Genomic DNA, 14,380 nt, shown 5'->3' with positions numbered 1-14,380 from the left:
TACCTTGGCCAGCGCAGACACCCGCTACAAGGCCGTAACGGGCAAGGTACGTTTTCCCCCATGGAAAGCCTTCGGCGTTCTGGTCGCCCCCTGTCCAAGAGCCGTACAGCCGTGGACGACCTGCAGTTCTTCCACGTGGTCGCGTCCAGCCAGACGCTGACAGCCGCGTCGCGCGAACTCGGCTGCTCCCTGCCCGTCGTCAGCAAACGCCTCAGCGCGCTGGAGCGGCGTCTGGATGTCCGGCTCGTTCAGCGCGGCGCCCGCCGACTGGTGCTGACGTCGGAGGGCGAGCTGTACGCGGCGCGCGTCGAGGCGATCCTCGACCAGGTACGCGAGCTGGAGGACACGATCACCGACGCCGCCGGGGGCTTGCGCGGGTCCCTGGTCGTCGAGGCCACGCTCGGGCTCGGTCGCGCGCACATCGCGCCGCTGGTCGGCGAGTTCGCCGCGGCCCACCCGGACCTGCACGTCCGGCTTCAGACGTCCGCGCTGCCGCTGCGGCCCCACCAGCGCGAGTTCGACGTGGCCGTCCACGTGGGCATCCCGCCCGACTCCTCGCTGCGCATGCGCCGGCTGGCCAGGAACCGGCGCGTGCCCTGCGCGGCGCCGTCCTACCTCGCCGAGCACGGCACGCCGGCCGGCATCGAGGACCTGGCCCACCACAACTGCATCGTGCTGCGGGAGAACGAGAGCGACTTCGCGCTGTGGCGCTTCGGGGACGCCGACCGGCCCCGGCATGTGCGGGTGCACGGCAGCCTGTCCAGCAACGACGGTGACGTGGTGACCGGCTGGGCGCTGGAGGGGCGTGGTGTGATCATGCGCTCCGAGTGGCACGTCAGGCCGCATCTGGAGCGCGGCGAACTCGTCCGGGTCCTGCCGCACCTGGCGACACCGGCCGCCGACATCTACGCCCTCCTGGAGGAGGACGGGCACGTCCCGCGACGGGTCAGCGCACTCATCGACCACCTCGCCGAGCGGCTCCCGCAACGCCTGGATCACGCCGGGGACCAGCCCACGACCACGGCCGAGGGCTGAGGCCTGCCTGGTCGGTCTGGGGGTCTCCTTCGCCGGCAGCAGCTCCCCCGGGGTCGCCGCCCCAGACAGCCCTGTCGTCGGGCCCAGCGAGCTGACCGGACTGGGCGTCGCCCTGAAGACCCGTAACCGGTTGACAATTCTGCTGTAGCAAATACCGTACTGCCCATGGCACAGCTTCCGCAGCTCACGATCTCCGCGACCCTGGGCGACCAGGCGTACAAGGCGATCCGTGAGGCGATCGTCTCGGGCGTCCTCGAACGGGGCCAGAAGGTGACCGAGCGAGGGCTGGCCGAGTCCCTCGACATCAGCGCGACACCGGTACGTGAGGCGTTGCGCCGTCTGGAGCAGGACCGGCTGGTGGAGAGGACCGGCCCGCGTTCTGTCCGCATCGCGAAGTACGCGGAGGACGAGCTGCGGGAGTTCTCCATGATCGGGGACTCGCTGCGGGCTCTGGCCGCACGTCTGGCCGCGGAGAAGTCGACCGCGGAGCAGAGGGAGCAGATGCGTGCCGCCTTGGACGAGGCGGACCAGCTGCGCAACCAGGCCGGCGGGCTCACCGCGGGCAGCGAGGAAGAGCGGGAGCTGATCGAGGAGATCCTGCACTGCATGCGGCGGTTCCACGGCCTGGTCGACCAGGCCAGCGGGAACGCGACGTTGCAGCAGATGCTGCACATGGTCGACGCCTTCGGCGCGGACGAACGACGCAACAGCGTCCTGTCCGAGGTCAGCGACGAACGGCGCAGCGCCGTGGATGCGCGCTATCACCAGCATCGCGCCATCTACGACGCCATCGCCGCCGGAGACGGCAGGCGGGCGGAGGAGCTGATGACCGCGCACAGTCGGGCGTCGAGTTCCTCCCTGCTCACGGCGCGTTTCTCGCACTGAGAGTTCGCCGTAGAGGTCGCTAGGGGTCGCCCCTTCTCCGTCAAGCTATAGCAAATAGCGGAGGCGCGAAGAGGGCACGCCGGAGGTCCACCAGCAGGCGGATCGGCCGGCACACAACGTACGTGCTATGGCATATGGCAAAGGAGCCGCCGTGCCCAACATCGCACCTCAGCCCGAGTCGCTCGAGGACACCCCCGTGGCAAAGCCCGCCACATCACGGCGGATGAGCGCCACAACGGTCCTGTGGGTGACGCTCGCCGTCTTCGCCCAGGAATCGGTGTGGAACTTCTACGACGCCCAGGTCCCCTCCGAGCTGCGGCAGTACATCGCCTCCGCCGGCCTCGTCGGCCTGATCATGGGTCTGGACAACGTCCTCGGAGTCCTGATCCAACCCTGGATGGGATTCCTGTCCGACCGTCGCGCACGCCACGGCAAGGGCCGATGGGCGATCATCCTGACCGGGGCCGCCCTGGCCGCGGTGCCCTTCGCCCTGATCCCCTGGACGCACAGTCTGCCCCTGCTCGTGCTGTGCGTCGTCGGCTTCGCGGCCATGGCCAACGCGTTCAAGGGCATCACGGAGACCCTGGTCCCCGACTACGTCGCCCCCTCCCACCGAGGCAAGGCCCAGGGCTTCGTGAAGGCCGGCGTCAGTCTCACGATCGTCGTCTCGTCCCTGATCAGCCTGCTGGTCGTCGACCGCAGCATCACCCTGGCGTTCGCCATCCCGCCCGCCCTCATGCTGGTGCTGCTCACCACGTCCTGGTTCTTCCTGGGCCGCCGGCACGACACCGCCGCGCTGCCGCACCCCAGCCGGCCTTCCCCCACCGAGCCCAGTGCCCTCGCCGAACCACCGTCCGCCGACTTCGCCTCCCCCTGGGCCGTCATCAAGGACATGGTCCGCGACCCGTCCCGCGCCCGGACCCTGCTCATGCTCGGCATCTTCTGCTTCGCGGGCATGTGGTCCGCGCTGCGCGCGCTGCTGACGCCGTACGGCACCGAGGTGCTGGGCCTGTCCCGCGGCTCGGCGGGTGGACTCGCGCTGCCCGGCGCCGTCGCCTTCCTGGTCTGTGTCGTCCCGCTCGCCTACGTCTCGTCCCGGCTGGGTCAGGTGCGCGCCATGCGCTACGGCGTCGGTGTGTTCGTCGTCGGCCTTCTCATCGGCTTCTGTGTCCCCACGGTTCCCGGCACGGTCATCGCCATGGCGATCGCCTCCGTGGGCTACGCCGCCTTCGCGGTCAACGCCCTCGTCGCGTTGTGGAACCTCGCTCCCAGCAGACACGTCCTGGGCACCTACACCGGCCTGTACACCGTCGCCTCGTCCACCGGCGCCGCACTCGGCCCCGCCCTGCTCGGGCTCACCGTCGACGCGACCGGATGGCGCTTCATGCTCCTCAACGGCGCGGCGTTCGCCGCCGTCACCTTCACCGTCTTCACCCGCCTGGCCCGCCGTATCGCTCCTGCCGACCACTGAACATCCCCCTCACGAAGGACACAGACCCTCATGGAGTTGCGCATCCTCGCTCCCACCGGAGCACTCGGCGCCGGCTTCGACGCCGCCGCCTTCCGACGCGGTGTCGATGCCCGCCCGCATGTCATCGCGTGTGACGCCGGCTCGACGGACTCGGGGCCGGCCGCGCTCGGCTCGGGGAGCCCCAAGCTTTCCGACCAGGCCGTCGCCCGCGACCTGCGCCTGCTGCTCACCGCCCGCGCCGAGTTGGGCGTGCCGCTGATCATCGGGTCCTGCGGCACCAGCGGTCGCGACACGGGAGTCGACCATGTGGCCGCCCTCGTACGCGAGATCGCCGCGGCGGAGAACCTGCACTTCAAACTGGCGCTGATCTACTCCGACCAGCCGACCGAACGGCTCCAGCGCCTCTACGACGCCGGCCGAGTCCAGCCGTTGCCGCACGCCCCCGAGATCGACCGGGAGCTGTTCGCCCGCAGTCACACCGTCGCCATGATGGGGGTCGAGCCCATCCAGGAGGCCCTGGCAGCCGGCTGCGACGTCGTCCTGGCCGGACGTGCCAGCGACACCGCGCTCTTCGCCGCACTCCCCCGCATGCTCGGCGCCGATCCGGGCCTGACGTGGCACATGGCCAAGACCATCGAATGTGGCGCCGCCTGCGCGATACCGCCCTCCGCCAACGGCCTGCTCGTGCACCTGCGGGACGACCACTTCGACGTCACCACGCTCGCCGAGGGCAGCCGCCTCACCCCCCGGTCCGTAGCCGCCCACACGCTGTACGAGAACGCCGACCCGTATCGGGTCGCGGAGCCGTCGGGCACCCTCGACACCAGCGACGCCACCTACGAGGCGGTCGACGAACGCACCGTCCGGGCGCGTGGAGCGCGCTTCATTCCCGCCGACGGTTACACCAACAAACTCGAAGGCGCCGAACTCGTCGGCCACCAGACCGTCATCGTCGGAGGAGTGCGCGACCAGGTGGTCATCCGCCGCCTGCCCGACCTACTCCCCTTCGCCCAGAAGTACTTCGCGGACAAGATCCTCGACGTGTTCGGCGGCGCCGTGGACCCCGACGACGTCGACATCGACTTCCGCCTCTACGGCGACGGAGCCGTACTGGCCGGCGGGGAACCGGAATCGCTGCGCCCCCGCGAACTCGGCGTCCTCATCACGGTGACCGCGCCCGACCAGGCAACCGCCCACGCGGTCGCCACCTTCGTCGCACACGCCAGCAGCCACCTGCCCATACCGGAGTACGACGGGCTGGTCTCCACCCTCGCCTACCCGTACTCCCCGCCCGAGATGAACCGCGGCCCCCTCTACCGGTTCACCCTCAACCACGTCGTCACCGGCGTCACTCCCACGGAACTGTTCCGCACCACCACCGAGGAGCTCTAACCCATGGCCACCCTGCTCGACTACTGCTCACTGGTGCGCTCCAAGAACGCCGGCCCCTTCACCCTCACCTTCGACTTCATGTGCCACGACCAGGCCGCCTATGACGCCCTCGTCGCCAGCGGCTTCCTCAACAGAGACCTCTTCGCCGCCCTCTACGGCGCCGACCCCGCCGACATCCTGCTCGTCAACCACCCACTGGCCCTCGCCGTGAAGGTCTCGCTCCCCCGCCCGACGGTCCAGGGCGACCTGAACGACAGCGACTGCTACGCGGGCCAGCAGTACGCCCCCCTCATGGACCTCGCCGTGACCGACGCGGACAAGGAGCCCCACGCGTGACCGCCGAACGCCCCTTGGCTCCCTGGGACCTGCCCGCCGGGCACCCCGGGATCACCTTCCTCACCGGCCCCACCACCTTTTTCGCCGTCGCCGACGATCCCCGCTTCTCCTACTGCCTCTACGTCCCCACCGACCACGCCCCCGACGGCCCGCCGCTGCCCCTGGTGGTCACCGTCCACGGGACGCGGCGCCGCGCCGAGGCACTCCGCGACGCCTTCGCCGACTTCGCCGAGCGTCACAACTGCGTCGTCCTCGCCCCGCTCTTCCCCGCCGGGATCACCGGCCCGAACGACGTGGACAGCTACAAGCTCCTCTCCCTTGCCGGATTCCGTCCCGACGAGGCCCTCCTCGCCATGGTCGACGAGGCCGCCGCCCGCTGGCATGTGCGCACCGACCGCTTCCACCTCCACGGCTTCTCCGGCGGAGGCCAGTTCGCCCACCGCTTCGCCTACCTCCACCCCCACCGGCTGGCGTCGCTGTCGGTGGGCGCCCCCGGACGCGTCACCCTCCTCGACCCCACGACGACGTGGTGGCACGGCACGGCCGACATGAAGGAACAGTTCGGTACCGACGCCGACCCGGCAGCTCTGCGCGGCCTTCCCATTCAACTGGTCATAGGCGAGAACGACACCGTCACGGCCGAACTCGCCCCGGACGACGACCGCGGGCCCGTGGCCCCGGGAACCAACCGCCTCGAACGCATCAACGCGCTGCGCGCCAACTGGCGCGAACACGGCATCGACACACGCCTCGACATCGTGCCCGGCACCGGCCACAACCACTTCGCGGTCCTCCCGGCGGTCCAGCAATTCCTCGCGACGCACATAGCCGCACCCCCGCGCTGCCGGGCACCGGAGGTCCCACAGCCGTGACCCGCCACCGACTTGATCCGCAGCTCGCCCGGCTGATGGCCGACCGTCGAACGGGCCACCGGGCCGCGCCGACCGACCTCCAGGCTCTTCGCGCGGCGTCCGGCGCCCCGGCCGGGGAGGAGGTGCGGGCGGTGATCACCGCCATGGCGCTGCTCGACAAGGTGGCGGAGGCGTGACCCGCACAGCCGCGCGCAAACAACGTCGGACAGAGACCGGCGGCTTCGACCGTCGCCTGATCGCACCGATGATCCTGGGCTCGATCCTCAACCCCATCAACTCCTCGATGCTCGCGGTCGCGTTGGTTCCCATCGGCCGCGCCTTCAGTGTGCCGCCTTCCCAGACGGCATGGCTGGTCTCCGGCCTCTACCTCGCGACGGCCGTCGGCCAGCCGGTGATCGGCCGCCTCGTCGACATCTTCGGCCCGCGTCGGCTCTATCTGCTGGGCACCGCCCTGGCCGGCCTGGCCGGACTGCTCGGCACACTCGCGCCGAACCTGTGGGTGCTGGTCGCCTCCCGCGTCCTTCTCGGATTCGGCACCTCGGCGGCCTTCCCGGCGTCCATGTCGCTGCTGCGCTCGGAGTCCGAGCGCACCGGCCGGAAGAACCCGAGCGGCGTCCTCGCCGCGCTGTCGATATCCAACCAGGTCATCGCGGTCGTCGGCCCAACCCTCGGCGGTCTGCTGATCGGCACGGGCGGCTGGCATCTGATCTTCGGTATCAACGTGCCGCTGTCTCTCATGTGCCTCGTCCTGGGCGCACTGTGGCTACCACGGGCCACACCCCCGGGCGGGACGACACGTATCGACGTACTCGGCATGCTGTGGTTCGCCGGATCGCTGACCGCGCTGATGCTCTTCCTGATGAACCCCGCGCTCGCACACTGGTATCTGCCGGTGCTCGCGCTGGCCGCGGGCGCGGTGTTCGTCCGCCGCGAACTCGGCATCGCCGAGCCGTTCATAGACCTTCGCGTCCTCGGCGGGAACGTACCGCTGCTCGCCACGTTCGTCCGGCAGTGCCTCGCCTACACCACGTCGTACGCCTTCTTCTACGGCTTCAGTCAGTGGCTCCAAGAGGGCCGCGGACTCAGCGCGTCGCAGGCCGGGCTGCTCCTGCTGCCGCTGTCGGTGACGGCCATCGGTGTCACCGCGCTCACGGGACGCCGTAGCGAGGTGCGGGGCAAACTCGTCACCGGAGCGCTCTTCCAATGCCTCGGCTGCGCGGCGTTGTTGGCGCTGCGCGACGACAGTCCGATCTGGCTGCTGGTCGTGCTCAGCGCGGTCGTCGGCATCCCGCACGGGCTGATCGGGCTGGCCAACCAGAACGCCCTGTACGCACAGGCCGACCCGGCCCGCATGGGCTCGTCGGCGGGGTTACTGCGCACGTTCATGTACGTCGGCGCCTTGTTCGCGGCCGCGGCGAGCGCGGTGTTCTTCCGCGACGGTGCCACCAGTTCCGGACTGCATGCGATGGCCTGGTCGCTCATCGGGGTGGCCGCTGTCTTCCTGGTCCTGTGCGCGGCCGACCGGTCGCTGGCCCGCGTCGGCACAACACCTGACGACACGGCCGCCGCTTCCCCCAAGAGGGCAGCCCCGTAGCCGACGTCCGTCAGTCGAGCCACACCTGAGACGTCCGCCCGGCCGGAAGTCCCGTATTGACGGCCTGAGTTAACGCCGATAACTTATCGGCCTTAACTCAGATGGGAGCAGCCCGTGCCCGCACTCGCAGCCGAAGACGTCTACGCGCTCGCGCCGTACGCCAAGACCCTCGGGGTCGCATTCGACGAAATAACGGCAGCCGGCGTTCGAGCCACGCTGGCACACGATCATTCGCTCTCCACGGTGGGCGGTGGCCTCCATGGAGGAGCGTTGATGGGCCTCGCCGACGTGAGCGCTGCCGTGTGCGCCGCCCTCAACGGTCCGGTCGGCGCCGCGCCGGCCACCGTGGAATCGACCACGCACTTCCTTCGGCCGGCACACACCAGCGTCGTCGCGACCGCTCGCCCCCTGCGTGTGGGGCGTAACACCGTCATCGAGGTCGACGTGCACGACGCCGACGGCGAACTGTGCGCCCGGGTGACCCAGGTGGTCACCGCCGTCAAACCGAAGACCTCCTGATGCCGCCCTCTCCCGAAGGCCCCTTCCTGTGACCGGCTCCCGCGTTCGCGCCGCCAAGGGCCAGGGCGGTCTGCTCCGTGAGCAGTTGCTCGACATCGCCGGTCAACTGCTCGAAGACGGTGGTGCCGAGGCTCTGACGATTCGCGCGGTGGCGACCAGCGCGGGAGTCACCCCGCCGGCCGTCTATCTCCACTTCGCCTCGAAGAGGGAACTCGTCCACGCCACGTGCCTGCGGGTGTGGAGTTCGCTGTTCACCGAAATGGAAGCCGTGTCCCAGGGAGTCCGGGACCCGGTGACGGCCCTCTACGAAACCTGCGTCGCCTACATCGCCTTCGGGCTTCGCCATCCCGCCCAGTACCGACTGGTGATGGATGGCGAGGCAACCGAGGCCAGTCGCCAGAACGAGGACGCGTGTTTCCGCTACTTCCGGGACAAGGTCGCCGCGTGTGTCGACGCCGGAGTACCCGTGGAGAGCCCCACTGAGACCGCCAGACTGCTGTGTTCCGGCGTACACGGCGCGGTCTGCCTCCTCATCCACCAGGAACGTGACGTATGGCCGCCGGACACCGCCCGCTACGCCGACAGGGCGGCATCCTCAACGGTCCACGGCGCGCTCCTCACCGCCGCTCACGCCGTCCAGCCGTCGATGTCCACCGTGATCCGGTCGGGCTGAGCCAGATGCGTCGGCGGATGCTGGTTCCGGACCGCCCGCGGCGCCCAACTCGCCCAGGACGGCGACCTCTCGACCGATCTGTTCAAGGAACTCCTGGATGTTTGGTGCGACGACCTCGAAGTCGTCGAACCAGGAGGCCGTCGTCGATCGCCACACCCGTCCGCTCCCCGTCACCGCGAACAGGTGGCCCCCGCCATCGCTTGCGAACACCAGAGCCGGCCACTCGTCAGCGATCGGGACGGATCCATACTCCCGGAAGTGATCGGCGACCATCGTGGCCGAGTGGACGAAGTATCCGTTGCCCACGTCCGGCAAAGAGACCTCGCAGATCACCCAGTAGAGGGTGGTCAGGTCCGAGGGGATCGGCGTCAGCTCCACCAGCGCGCCCGTCGCCGCATGGCTCTCGTCCGTTGCCAGAGTCACGACGTTGCCGTCGGGAGCGAATCCGTGTGTCTCCAGAAACGTCGGCATCAGAACGCTGAGCGCTGACGAGGTCTGCTCGCACCAGTCGCGCACCCACTCCGCGTCGAGCCGCTCACCAGACACACTCAATCCTTTCGACAGACCCGCGGTTCAGCGCCACGGACTCCGGAAAATCTATCGAAGTCGCGTTACCGACATGCCCGCGCCGCAAAGCCGCTGGCACAGCTGGGGTATCCGTCAGGGAGGTCCGCGACGGGCCGGTGTGGCAGGATCCGCTGGCATGTCGTCTCTTCGTGCACCCGCCTGGTGGTCAACAGCCGTTCGACGTCTGCTCGTTGTCCCCGCCACCCTGCTGGTGGCGGCGGGCGTCACCGGTGCCGCGGCCGGGCCGGCAACCGAAGCCGCCACCGCGACGCCCGACCGGGCTCGCTACGACGTGTCCCTGACTAGCGACGCCGACGGCTCCCACTGGGCGGGCCGCCAACGTGTGTCGTTCAGGAATGCCTCCGACCGGCCCCTGCGTGAGGTGTACGTACGTCTGTGGGGCAACGGCGACGACAAGTGCGGTAGGCCGGGCAAGCCCAGCCCCGTCAAGATGTCCCACATCCACGGCGGCACCGCGGACCGCCTGAGCGTGAACTGCACCGCACTGCGCATCACCTTGCCGAAGCCACTCGCACACGGCGAGCGGACGGCGCTCTCCTTCGACGTGTCCATCACCGTGCCCCAGCGCAACGCCCGCTTCGGCCGTGAGGGAGCGTTCCGTTTCCTGGGCAACGCGCTGCCGGTGCTCGCCGTGCACGACGCGAAGGGATGGCACCTCGATCCCTACGTGTCGACCGGCGAGAGCTTCTACGCCCTGGCGAGCGACTTCCGTGTACGGATCGACCATCCGTCAGCCCTCAAGGTCCCGGCCACGGGCCGCACTTGGACCACCCATGGCGAGCCGGGACGTACGGTCACGCACAGCGTCGCGCACCAGGTGCGGGACTTCGCGTGGGCAGCGGGCCCGTTCCGTACAGCGACGGACACCTCGCCCGGTGGTGTGCGCGTGAAGTCGTACTGGGCGCCGAACACACCCGCGGCAGGTGTGCGCCTCAACCGCAAGGACGGCGTCGCCGCCGTCGACCGGTTCAGCAAGGAATTCGGCCGATACCCTTACGGCGAGATCGACTTGGTGATGACCAAGGACTTCGGCGGCGGCATGGAGTACCCCGGCCTGGTCATCCTCGGCACCACCGACGAAGGCAGCGCCGTCGTCCACGAGGTGGCCCACCAGTGGTGGTACGGCATCGTGGGCAACGACGAGTACGGCGCACCCTGGCTCGACGAGAGCTTCGCCCAGTACGCCAACGCACGTTTCTACGGCTGGGACACCCGCGACTGCTGGTCGGACGTCTACTGGCCGAGCGAATCCGGCGCGATCACCAACTCGATGGCCTACTGGAGCACACACCCAGGCGAGTACCACCTCATCTACACGGCCGGCCCCTGCGCCCTGGCAGACCTGGAGCGCACCATCGGAACGGACACGATGGCCCGACTCCTCAAGCGGTACGCCCACGACCACTGGTACGGCGTCTCCACCACCGCCGACTTCAAGAAGGCCGCGCAGTCCGTGACGGACAAGGACCTGGCCCCCTTCTGGAAGGAGCACCGCATCCGGTGAATCGGCGGTCGCCCCTAGGGTGTGCATCACGAACGATCACCGACCGACCTTGAGGTGTCATGCCCCTGCGAATGAAGCTGTGCGCGATCACCCTCGACTGCTCTGATCCGCTGGCCCTGGCGGCGTTCTATCAACAGGCCACCGGCGGGTAAACCGGATCACCAGCCGCACGAGGACAGGTGGCGGGTTCTCATTGATCCGGCCGGGCATCCCTTCTGCCTGGTCAGAGGCTGACCGACGTTGAGCTCACGCCGGAGGACCCGATCCGTCGTGCCTGTGCATCCGAAGGTTCTTCGGTGCACGTGCCCGGTGTACGAAGGCCGGTGGCAAGTTTGGCCACACCACCGGGCTGCGATCCACCGTGCCGAAACGCTCGCGGAGCCCGGCCGCGAGGTGTCGGCCGGGCGGGGTCCATGCGGCGTGCAGATAAGCGAAGGTGGTGAAACGCCCGCTCGGTGCGAGCGCCGCCGCGACGGCGTCCAGCGTCCGGTTCCGGGCTGCCGTCGACATCACCGTCCACGGCAGCCCGGACACCACCGCGTCCACCGGCCCGCCCGCCACGTCCGCCAGCTCGGCCGCCGCACCGTGCACCACGGTGAGCCGCTTGTCGTCGCGGGAGGCGGCCAGGCGCTCGGCCAGGTCGGGGTTGAGCTCGATGGCGACCAGCCGGGCGTCCGGAGCGAGCCGCCGCAGCACGGCATCGGTGAACACGCCCGTGCCCGGGCCCAGTTCGACGACGAGCCGTGCCTGGCCGAGTCCGATGTGCTGGGTCATGGCCCGGGCCAGCCGGCGCGAGCTGGCGGTCACGGCCCCGGTCATGAGGGGCCGCTTGAGGAACTCAGTAGTGATCGACACGGCAGCCATGCTCGGAAGGCGCCGGGTAGCCCCGCGTCGTATCCCGGGACCGGCCGGGTAGTCCTGCGGGAGGACGCCTATGCCGACTCCGGAACGACGTGCGGCGGGTGCGGACCGCCGTAGCGTGAACCGGTGCGACACCTGATGGAGACCCTGCCGCGGTGGCGGCTGCGCCACCCCTGGCTGACCGATGTCCTGCTGGTGGTCCTCGTGGCCGTGCCCCCGGTGATCCGCGAGCAGTCCGGCTGGCGACCGGTGTGGGTGCAGATCACGGTCTACGGCGCCTTCGTGCTGCCCCTGCTGTGGCGGCGCCGCCGGCCCGTGCTCGCCGCCGTGGTCGTCACGGCCGCGTTCTGGGCGCAGTACCTGGGTCATGTGTGGGGGCAGGAACCGGGGCGCGGGGTGATCGCGCTGGCCGCGGTCTTCTACACGCTGGTGGTGCGGGGGCTGCGTCGCCAGGCCGCCGTCACGGCGGTGTGCGCCGCGTCCTGTGTCCTGCTGTGGGTGCCGGACTGGCTGACCGCCACCGCCGGGAGCGACCGGAACGTGTGGTTCACGCCGGCGTCCGTGGTCTTCTGGCTCACCGCGTCCTGGGCGCTGGGCGCGTACGTCCGGGCCCGCCGCGCCCTACTCGCCGAGTTCGCCCGCCGCGCCGAACTGACGGAGTCGCGGCGGGTGGCTCTCGCGCGCGCCGCCGCCGCCGAGGAACGGGCACGGATCGCGCGCGAGATCCACGACGTGCTCGCCCATGGAGTCACCCTGATGGTCCTCAACGCCGAGGGCGCCCGGCTGGCCCGGCACACCGACCCCACCGCCGCCGACCGGGCCCTGGCGGTGATCGGCGCCACCGGCCGCGACGCCCTCGGCGAACTGCGCCGCCTGCTGGACGTCCTGCGCGGCGACGAGCCGGCCGCGCACGGCCTGGACGACCTCCCCGGCCTGGTGGCTTGCTGTCCCGCCGACGCCACACTCGAACTCCTCGGTGAGCGCGCCGGGTTGCCCGAGGAGGTGGCCGAGGACGCGTACCGGATCGTGCAGGAGGCCCTGACCAACGTCGCCAAGCATGCCGCGCCCGGCGCACAGGCACAGGTCCGTGTCGACCTCGGCGAGCCCGGCCCGGACCGCCGGGTCCACGTCCACGTCACCAACACGGCAGGGAGTGGGGGCGTACGACGGACTCTGCCGCCGTCGAGCGGGCGCGGCCTGGCCGGGATGCGGGAACGCGCCGCCCGCCACGCCGGCACCGTCGACGCCGGCCCCACGCCCGACGGGGGCTACCGCGTGACGGCCGTCCTGCGCCCCCTGCCGAGCCCTGCGGTGGTCTCGTGAGCGGCGCGTACCGGATCCTCCTCTGCGACGACCAGGAACTGATCCGCATGGGGCTGCGCATGGTCATCGACAGCCAGCCCGACCTCACCGTCGTCGGCGAGGCGGCCGACGGGCACACGGCCCTGGAACTCGGCAGCGAACTGCGGCCCGACCTCGTCCTGATGGACGTCCGCATGCCCGGCGTGGACGGCCTGACCGCCACCCGGAAGCTGTGCGCCGGACCGGACGCGCCGAAGGTGCTCGTCGTGACCACCTTCGACCTCGACGAGTACGCGTACGGGGCCCTGCGTGCCGGGGCGAGCGGTTTTCTGGTCAAGGACGCGCTCGGCGAGGAGATCCTGGTGACCGTACGCGCGGTGCTGCGCGGGGACGTGATGATGGGGCCGTCGGTGATCCGCCGTCTGGTGGAGCGTTTCGTGCTGCCCGCTGCGTCCACCGCGCCCGACGAGCGCCTCGACCTGCTCACCGGCCGCGAGCGCGAGGTGCTGACGCTGGTCGCCCGGGGACTGAGCAACCAGGAGATCGCCGCCCGGCTGTTCCTCGGCGAGACGACCGTCAAGACCCATCTGGGCCGGATTCTCGGCAAGTTGGAGCTGCGGGACCGGGTGCACGCCGTCATCTTCGCGTACGAGAGCGGGCTGATCCGCGTCGGCGGCTGAAGCCGTTCACCGCCCGCCCGGGCGCACCAGGCCGTGGTCGAAGGCGAACACCACCGCGTGGACGCGGTCGCGCAGCCCGAGTTTGTCCAGGACCCGGCCGACGTGCGTCTTCACGGTCGCCTCGCCCACCTGGAGCCGTTCCGCAATCTCCGCGTTGGCGAGGCCGCGTCCCAGCAGGAGCAGCACCTCGCGCTCCCGGCCGGTCAGCCGGGCCAGCCGCCGGGCGGTCTCCGGGGCGGGGTCGCCCGGTGTGGCACGGGCGAACTCGGCCAGCAGGCGGCGCGTGACGGAGGGCCCGAGCAGGGCTTCGCCCGCCGCGAGGGTGCGGATGCCGTCGATCAGCACCTCGGGCGGGCTGCGCTTGAGCAGGAAGCCGCTCGCACCGGCCCGGACGGCGGCGAACACGTACTCGTCCAGCTCGAAGGTGGTCAGGATCAGCACCTTCGGCGCGGCTGGTCCGGTGCACAGCTTCCGGGTGGCCGCGACCCCGTCCAGGACCGGCATCCGGACGTCCATCAGCACCACGTCCGGCGCCGTGGCGGCCGCGGCCAGCACGGCCTCCTGCCCGTCGGACGCCTCGCCGAGGACCGTCAGATCGGGCTGCGTGTGGAGCATCATGCGCAGCCCCGCCCGCATCAGTTCCTCGTCGTCGGCGAGCAGGACACGGA

The 14,380-nt window shown here is 70.3% G+C and carries 16 protein-coding genes and 1 pseudogene; 14 read left to right on the top strand and 3 right to left on the bottom strand.

The genetic code is table 11. The features are described from left to right. Positions 1-60 precede the first annotated feature (60 nt). From IQ210_RS31160 to IQ210_RS31115, 10 genes are all read left to right on the top strand, one after another. Positions 61-1,035: a LysR family transcriptional regulator gene (locus IQ210_RS31160; protein ID WP_194082512.1), complete on the top strand. Its 975-nt coding sequence runs from the start codon at positions 61-63 to the stop codon at positions 1,033-1,035. A gap of 165 nt (positions 1,036-1,200) precedes the next feature. Next, positions 1,201-1,920: a GntR family transcriptional regulator gene (locus IQ210_RS31155; RefSeq protein WP_194082511.1), complete on the top strand. Its 720-nt coding sequence runs from the start codon at positions 1,201-1,203 to the stop codon at positions 1,918-1,920. Positions 1,921-2,143: 223 nt separating this feature from the next. Further along, the gene (locus IQ210_RS31150) at positions 2,144-3,391 is read left to right on the top strand and encodes an MFS transporter (RefSeq protein ID WP_228048640.1); all 1,248 of its coding nucleotides are present in this window, start codon (positions 2,144-2,146) and stop codon (positions 3,389-3,391) included. A gap of 30 nt (positions 3,392-3,421) precedes the next feature. Further along, positions 3,422-4,783, top strand: a complete 1,362-nt coding sequence (locus IQ210_RS31145) for an acyclic terpene utilization AtuA family protein (RefSeq protein WP_194082509.1) — start codon at positions 3,422-3,424, stop codon at positions 4,781-4,783. A 3-nt stretch (positions 4,784-4,786) separates the two neighbouring features. Continuing rightward, on the top strand, positions 4,787-5,119 hold the full coding sequence (locus IQ210_RS31140) for a DUF4387 domain-containing protein (RefSeq protein WP_194082508.1): 333 nt from the start codon (positions 4,787-4,789) through the stop codon (positions 5,117-5,119). Continuing rightward, positions 5,116-5,991, top strand: a complete 876-nt coding sequence (locus IQ210_RS31135; protein ID WP_194082507.1) for a PHB depolymerase family esterase — start codon at positions 5,116-5,118, stop codon at positions 5,989-5,991. Before IQ210_RS31140 ends, IQ210_RS31135 begins: the two co-directional genes overlap by 4 nt. Then, positions 5,988-6,167, top strand: coding sequence for a hypothetical protein (locus IQ210_RS31130; protein WP_194082506.1), 180 nt, complete (start codon positions 5,988-5,990; stop codon positions 6,165-6,167). The genes IQ210_RS31135 and IQ210_RS31130 overlap by 4 nt, the downstream gene beginning before the upstream one ends. A gap of 68 nt (positions 6,168-6,235) precedes the next feature. After that, complete coding sequence (locus tag IQ210_RS31125; RefSeq protein ID WP_194082705.1) at positions 6,236-7,585, top strand: MFS transporter; 1,350 nt, start codon at positions 6,236-6,238, stop codon at positions 7,583-7,585. Positions 7,586-7,699: 114 nt separating this feature from the next. Beyond that, positions 7,700-8,104, top strand: coding sequence for a PaaI family thioesterase (locus IQ210_RS31120; RefSeq protein WP_194082505.1), 405 nt, complete (start codon positions 7,700-7,702; stop codon positions 8,102-8,104). A 28-nt stretch (positions 8,105-8,132) separates the two neighbouring features. After that, positions 8,133-8,777 carry a TetR/AcrR family transcriptional regulator gene (locus tag IQ210_RS31115; RefSeq protein ID WP_194082504.1) on the top strand — a complete coding sequence of 215 codons (645 nt, stop codon included), beginning with the start codon at positions 8,133-8,135 and terminating at the stop codon, positions 8,775-8,777. Here the strand turns inward: IQ210_RS31115 and IQ210_RS31110 are convergent. Further along, positions 8,700-9,323: a hypothetical protein gene (locus IQ210_RS31110; protein WP_228048638.1), complete on the bottom strand. Its 624-nt coding sequence runs from the start codon at positions 9,321-9,323 to the stop codon at positions 8,700-8,702. The genes IQ210_RS31115 and IQ210_RS31110 overlap by 78 nt on opposite strands. Before the next feature lie 157 nt (positions 9,324-9,480). Here IQ210_RS31110 and IQ210_RS31105 point away from each other — a divergent pair, with 157 nt between their 5' ends. Both IQ210_RS31105 and IQ210_RS48520 read left to right on the top strand, forming a co-directional pair. Then, entirely contained in the window at positions 9,481-10,869 is a 1,389-nt protein-coding gene (locus IQ210_RS31105) for a M1 family metallopeptidase (RefSeq protein ID WP_194082503.1), read from the top strand. A gap of 59 nt (positions 10,870-10,928) precedes the next feature. Further along, a pseudogene (locus IQ210_RS48520) lies at positions 10,929-11,103 on the top strand (VOC family protein). 12 nt (positions 11,104-11,115) lie between these two features. Here the strand turns inward: IQ210_RS48520 and IQ210_RS31100 are convergent. Next, positions 11,116-11,733, bottom strand: a complete 618-nt coding sequence (locus tag IQ210_RS31100) for a class I SAM-dependent methyltransferase (RefSeq protein ID WP_228048637.1) — start codon at positions 11,731-11,733, stop codon at positions 11,116-11,118. Positions 11,734-11,856: 123 nt separating this feature from the next. On the opposite strand from IQ210_RS31100, the gene IQ210_RS31095 reads away from it, so the two are divergent. Both IQ210_RS31095 and IQ210_RS31090 read left to right on the top strand, forming a co-directional pair. After that, entirely contained in the window at positions 11,857-13,053 is a 1,197-nt protein-coding gene (locus IQ210_RS31095) for a sensor histidine kinase (RefSeq protein ID WP_194082501.1), read from the top strand. Continuing rightward, entirely contained in the window at positions 13,050-13,712 is a 663-nt protein-coding gene (locus IQ210_RS31090) for a response regulator transcription factor (RefSeq protein WP_322657075.1), read from the top strand. Before IQ210_RS31095 ends, IQ210_RS31090 begins: the two co-directional genes overlap by 4 nt. 6 nt (positions 13,713-13,718) lie before the next feature. Here IQ210_RS31090 and IQ210_RS31085 read toward each other — a convergent pair. Then, positions 13,719-14,380 (bottom strand): response regulator (locus IQ210_RS31085; RefSeq protein ID WP_194082500.1); only part of this gene is annotated, 662 nt, incomplete at its 5' end.

This window comes from Streptomyces justiciae (genome assembly GCF_015163075.1).
GTDB classification, from domain to species: domain Bacteria; phylum Actinomycetota; class Actinomycetes; order Streptomycetales; family Streptomycetaceae; genus Streptomyces; species Streptomyces justiciae.
The sequence above is the reverse complement of the archived record's forward strand: the minus strand, read 5'-3'. Positions and strand labels throughout refer to the sequence as shown.

Coding starts and splice junctions, on each gene's coding strand:
- IQ210_RS31160 (WP_194082512.1), top strand. CDS start 61: ATGGAAAGCCTTCGGCGTTCTGGTCGCCCCCTGTCCAAGAGCCGTACA.
- IQ210_RS31155 (WP_194082511.1), top strand. CDS start 1,201: ATGGCACAGCTTCCGCAGCTCACGATCTCCGCGACCCTGGGCGACCAG.
- IQ210_RS31150 (WP_228048640.1), top strand. CDS start 2,144: ATGAGCGCCACAACGGTCCTGTGGGTGACGCTCGCCGTCTTCGCCCAG.
- IQ210_RS31145 (WP_194082509.1), top strand. CDS start 3,422: ATGGAGTTGCGCATCCTCGCTCCCACCGGAGCACTCGGCGCCGGCTTC.
- IQ210_RS31140 (WP_194082508.1), top strand. CDS start 4,787: ATGGCCACCCTGCTCGACTACTGCTCACTGGTGCGCTCCAAGAACGCC.
- IQ210_RS31125 (WP_194082705.1), top strand. CDS start 6,236: ATGATCCTGGGCTCGATCCTCAACCCCATCAACTCCTCGATGCTCGCG.
- IQ210_RS31105 (WP_194082503.1), top strand. CDS start 9,481: ATGTCGTCTCTTCGTGCACCCGCCTGGTGGTCAACAGCCGTTCGACGT.
- IQ210_RS31100 (WP_228048637.1), bottom strand. CDS start 11,733: ATGGCTGCCGTGTCGATCACTACTGAGTTCCTCAAGCGGCCCCTCATG.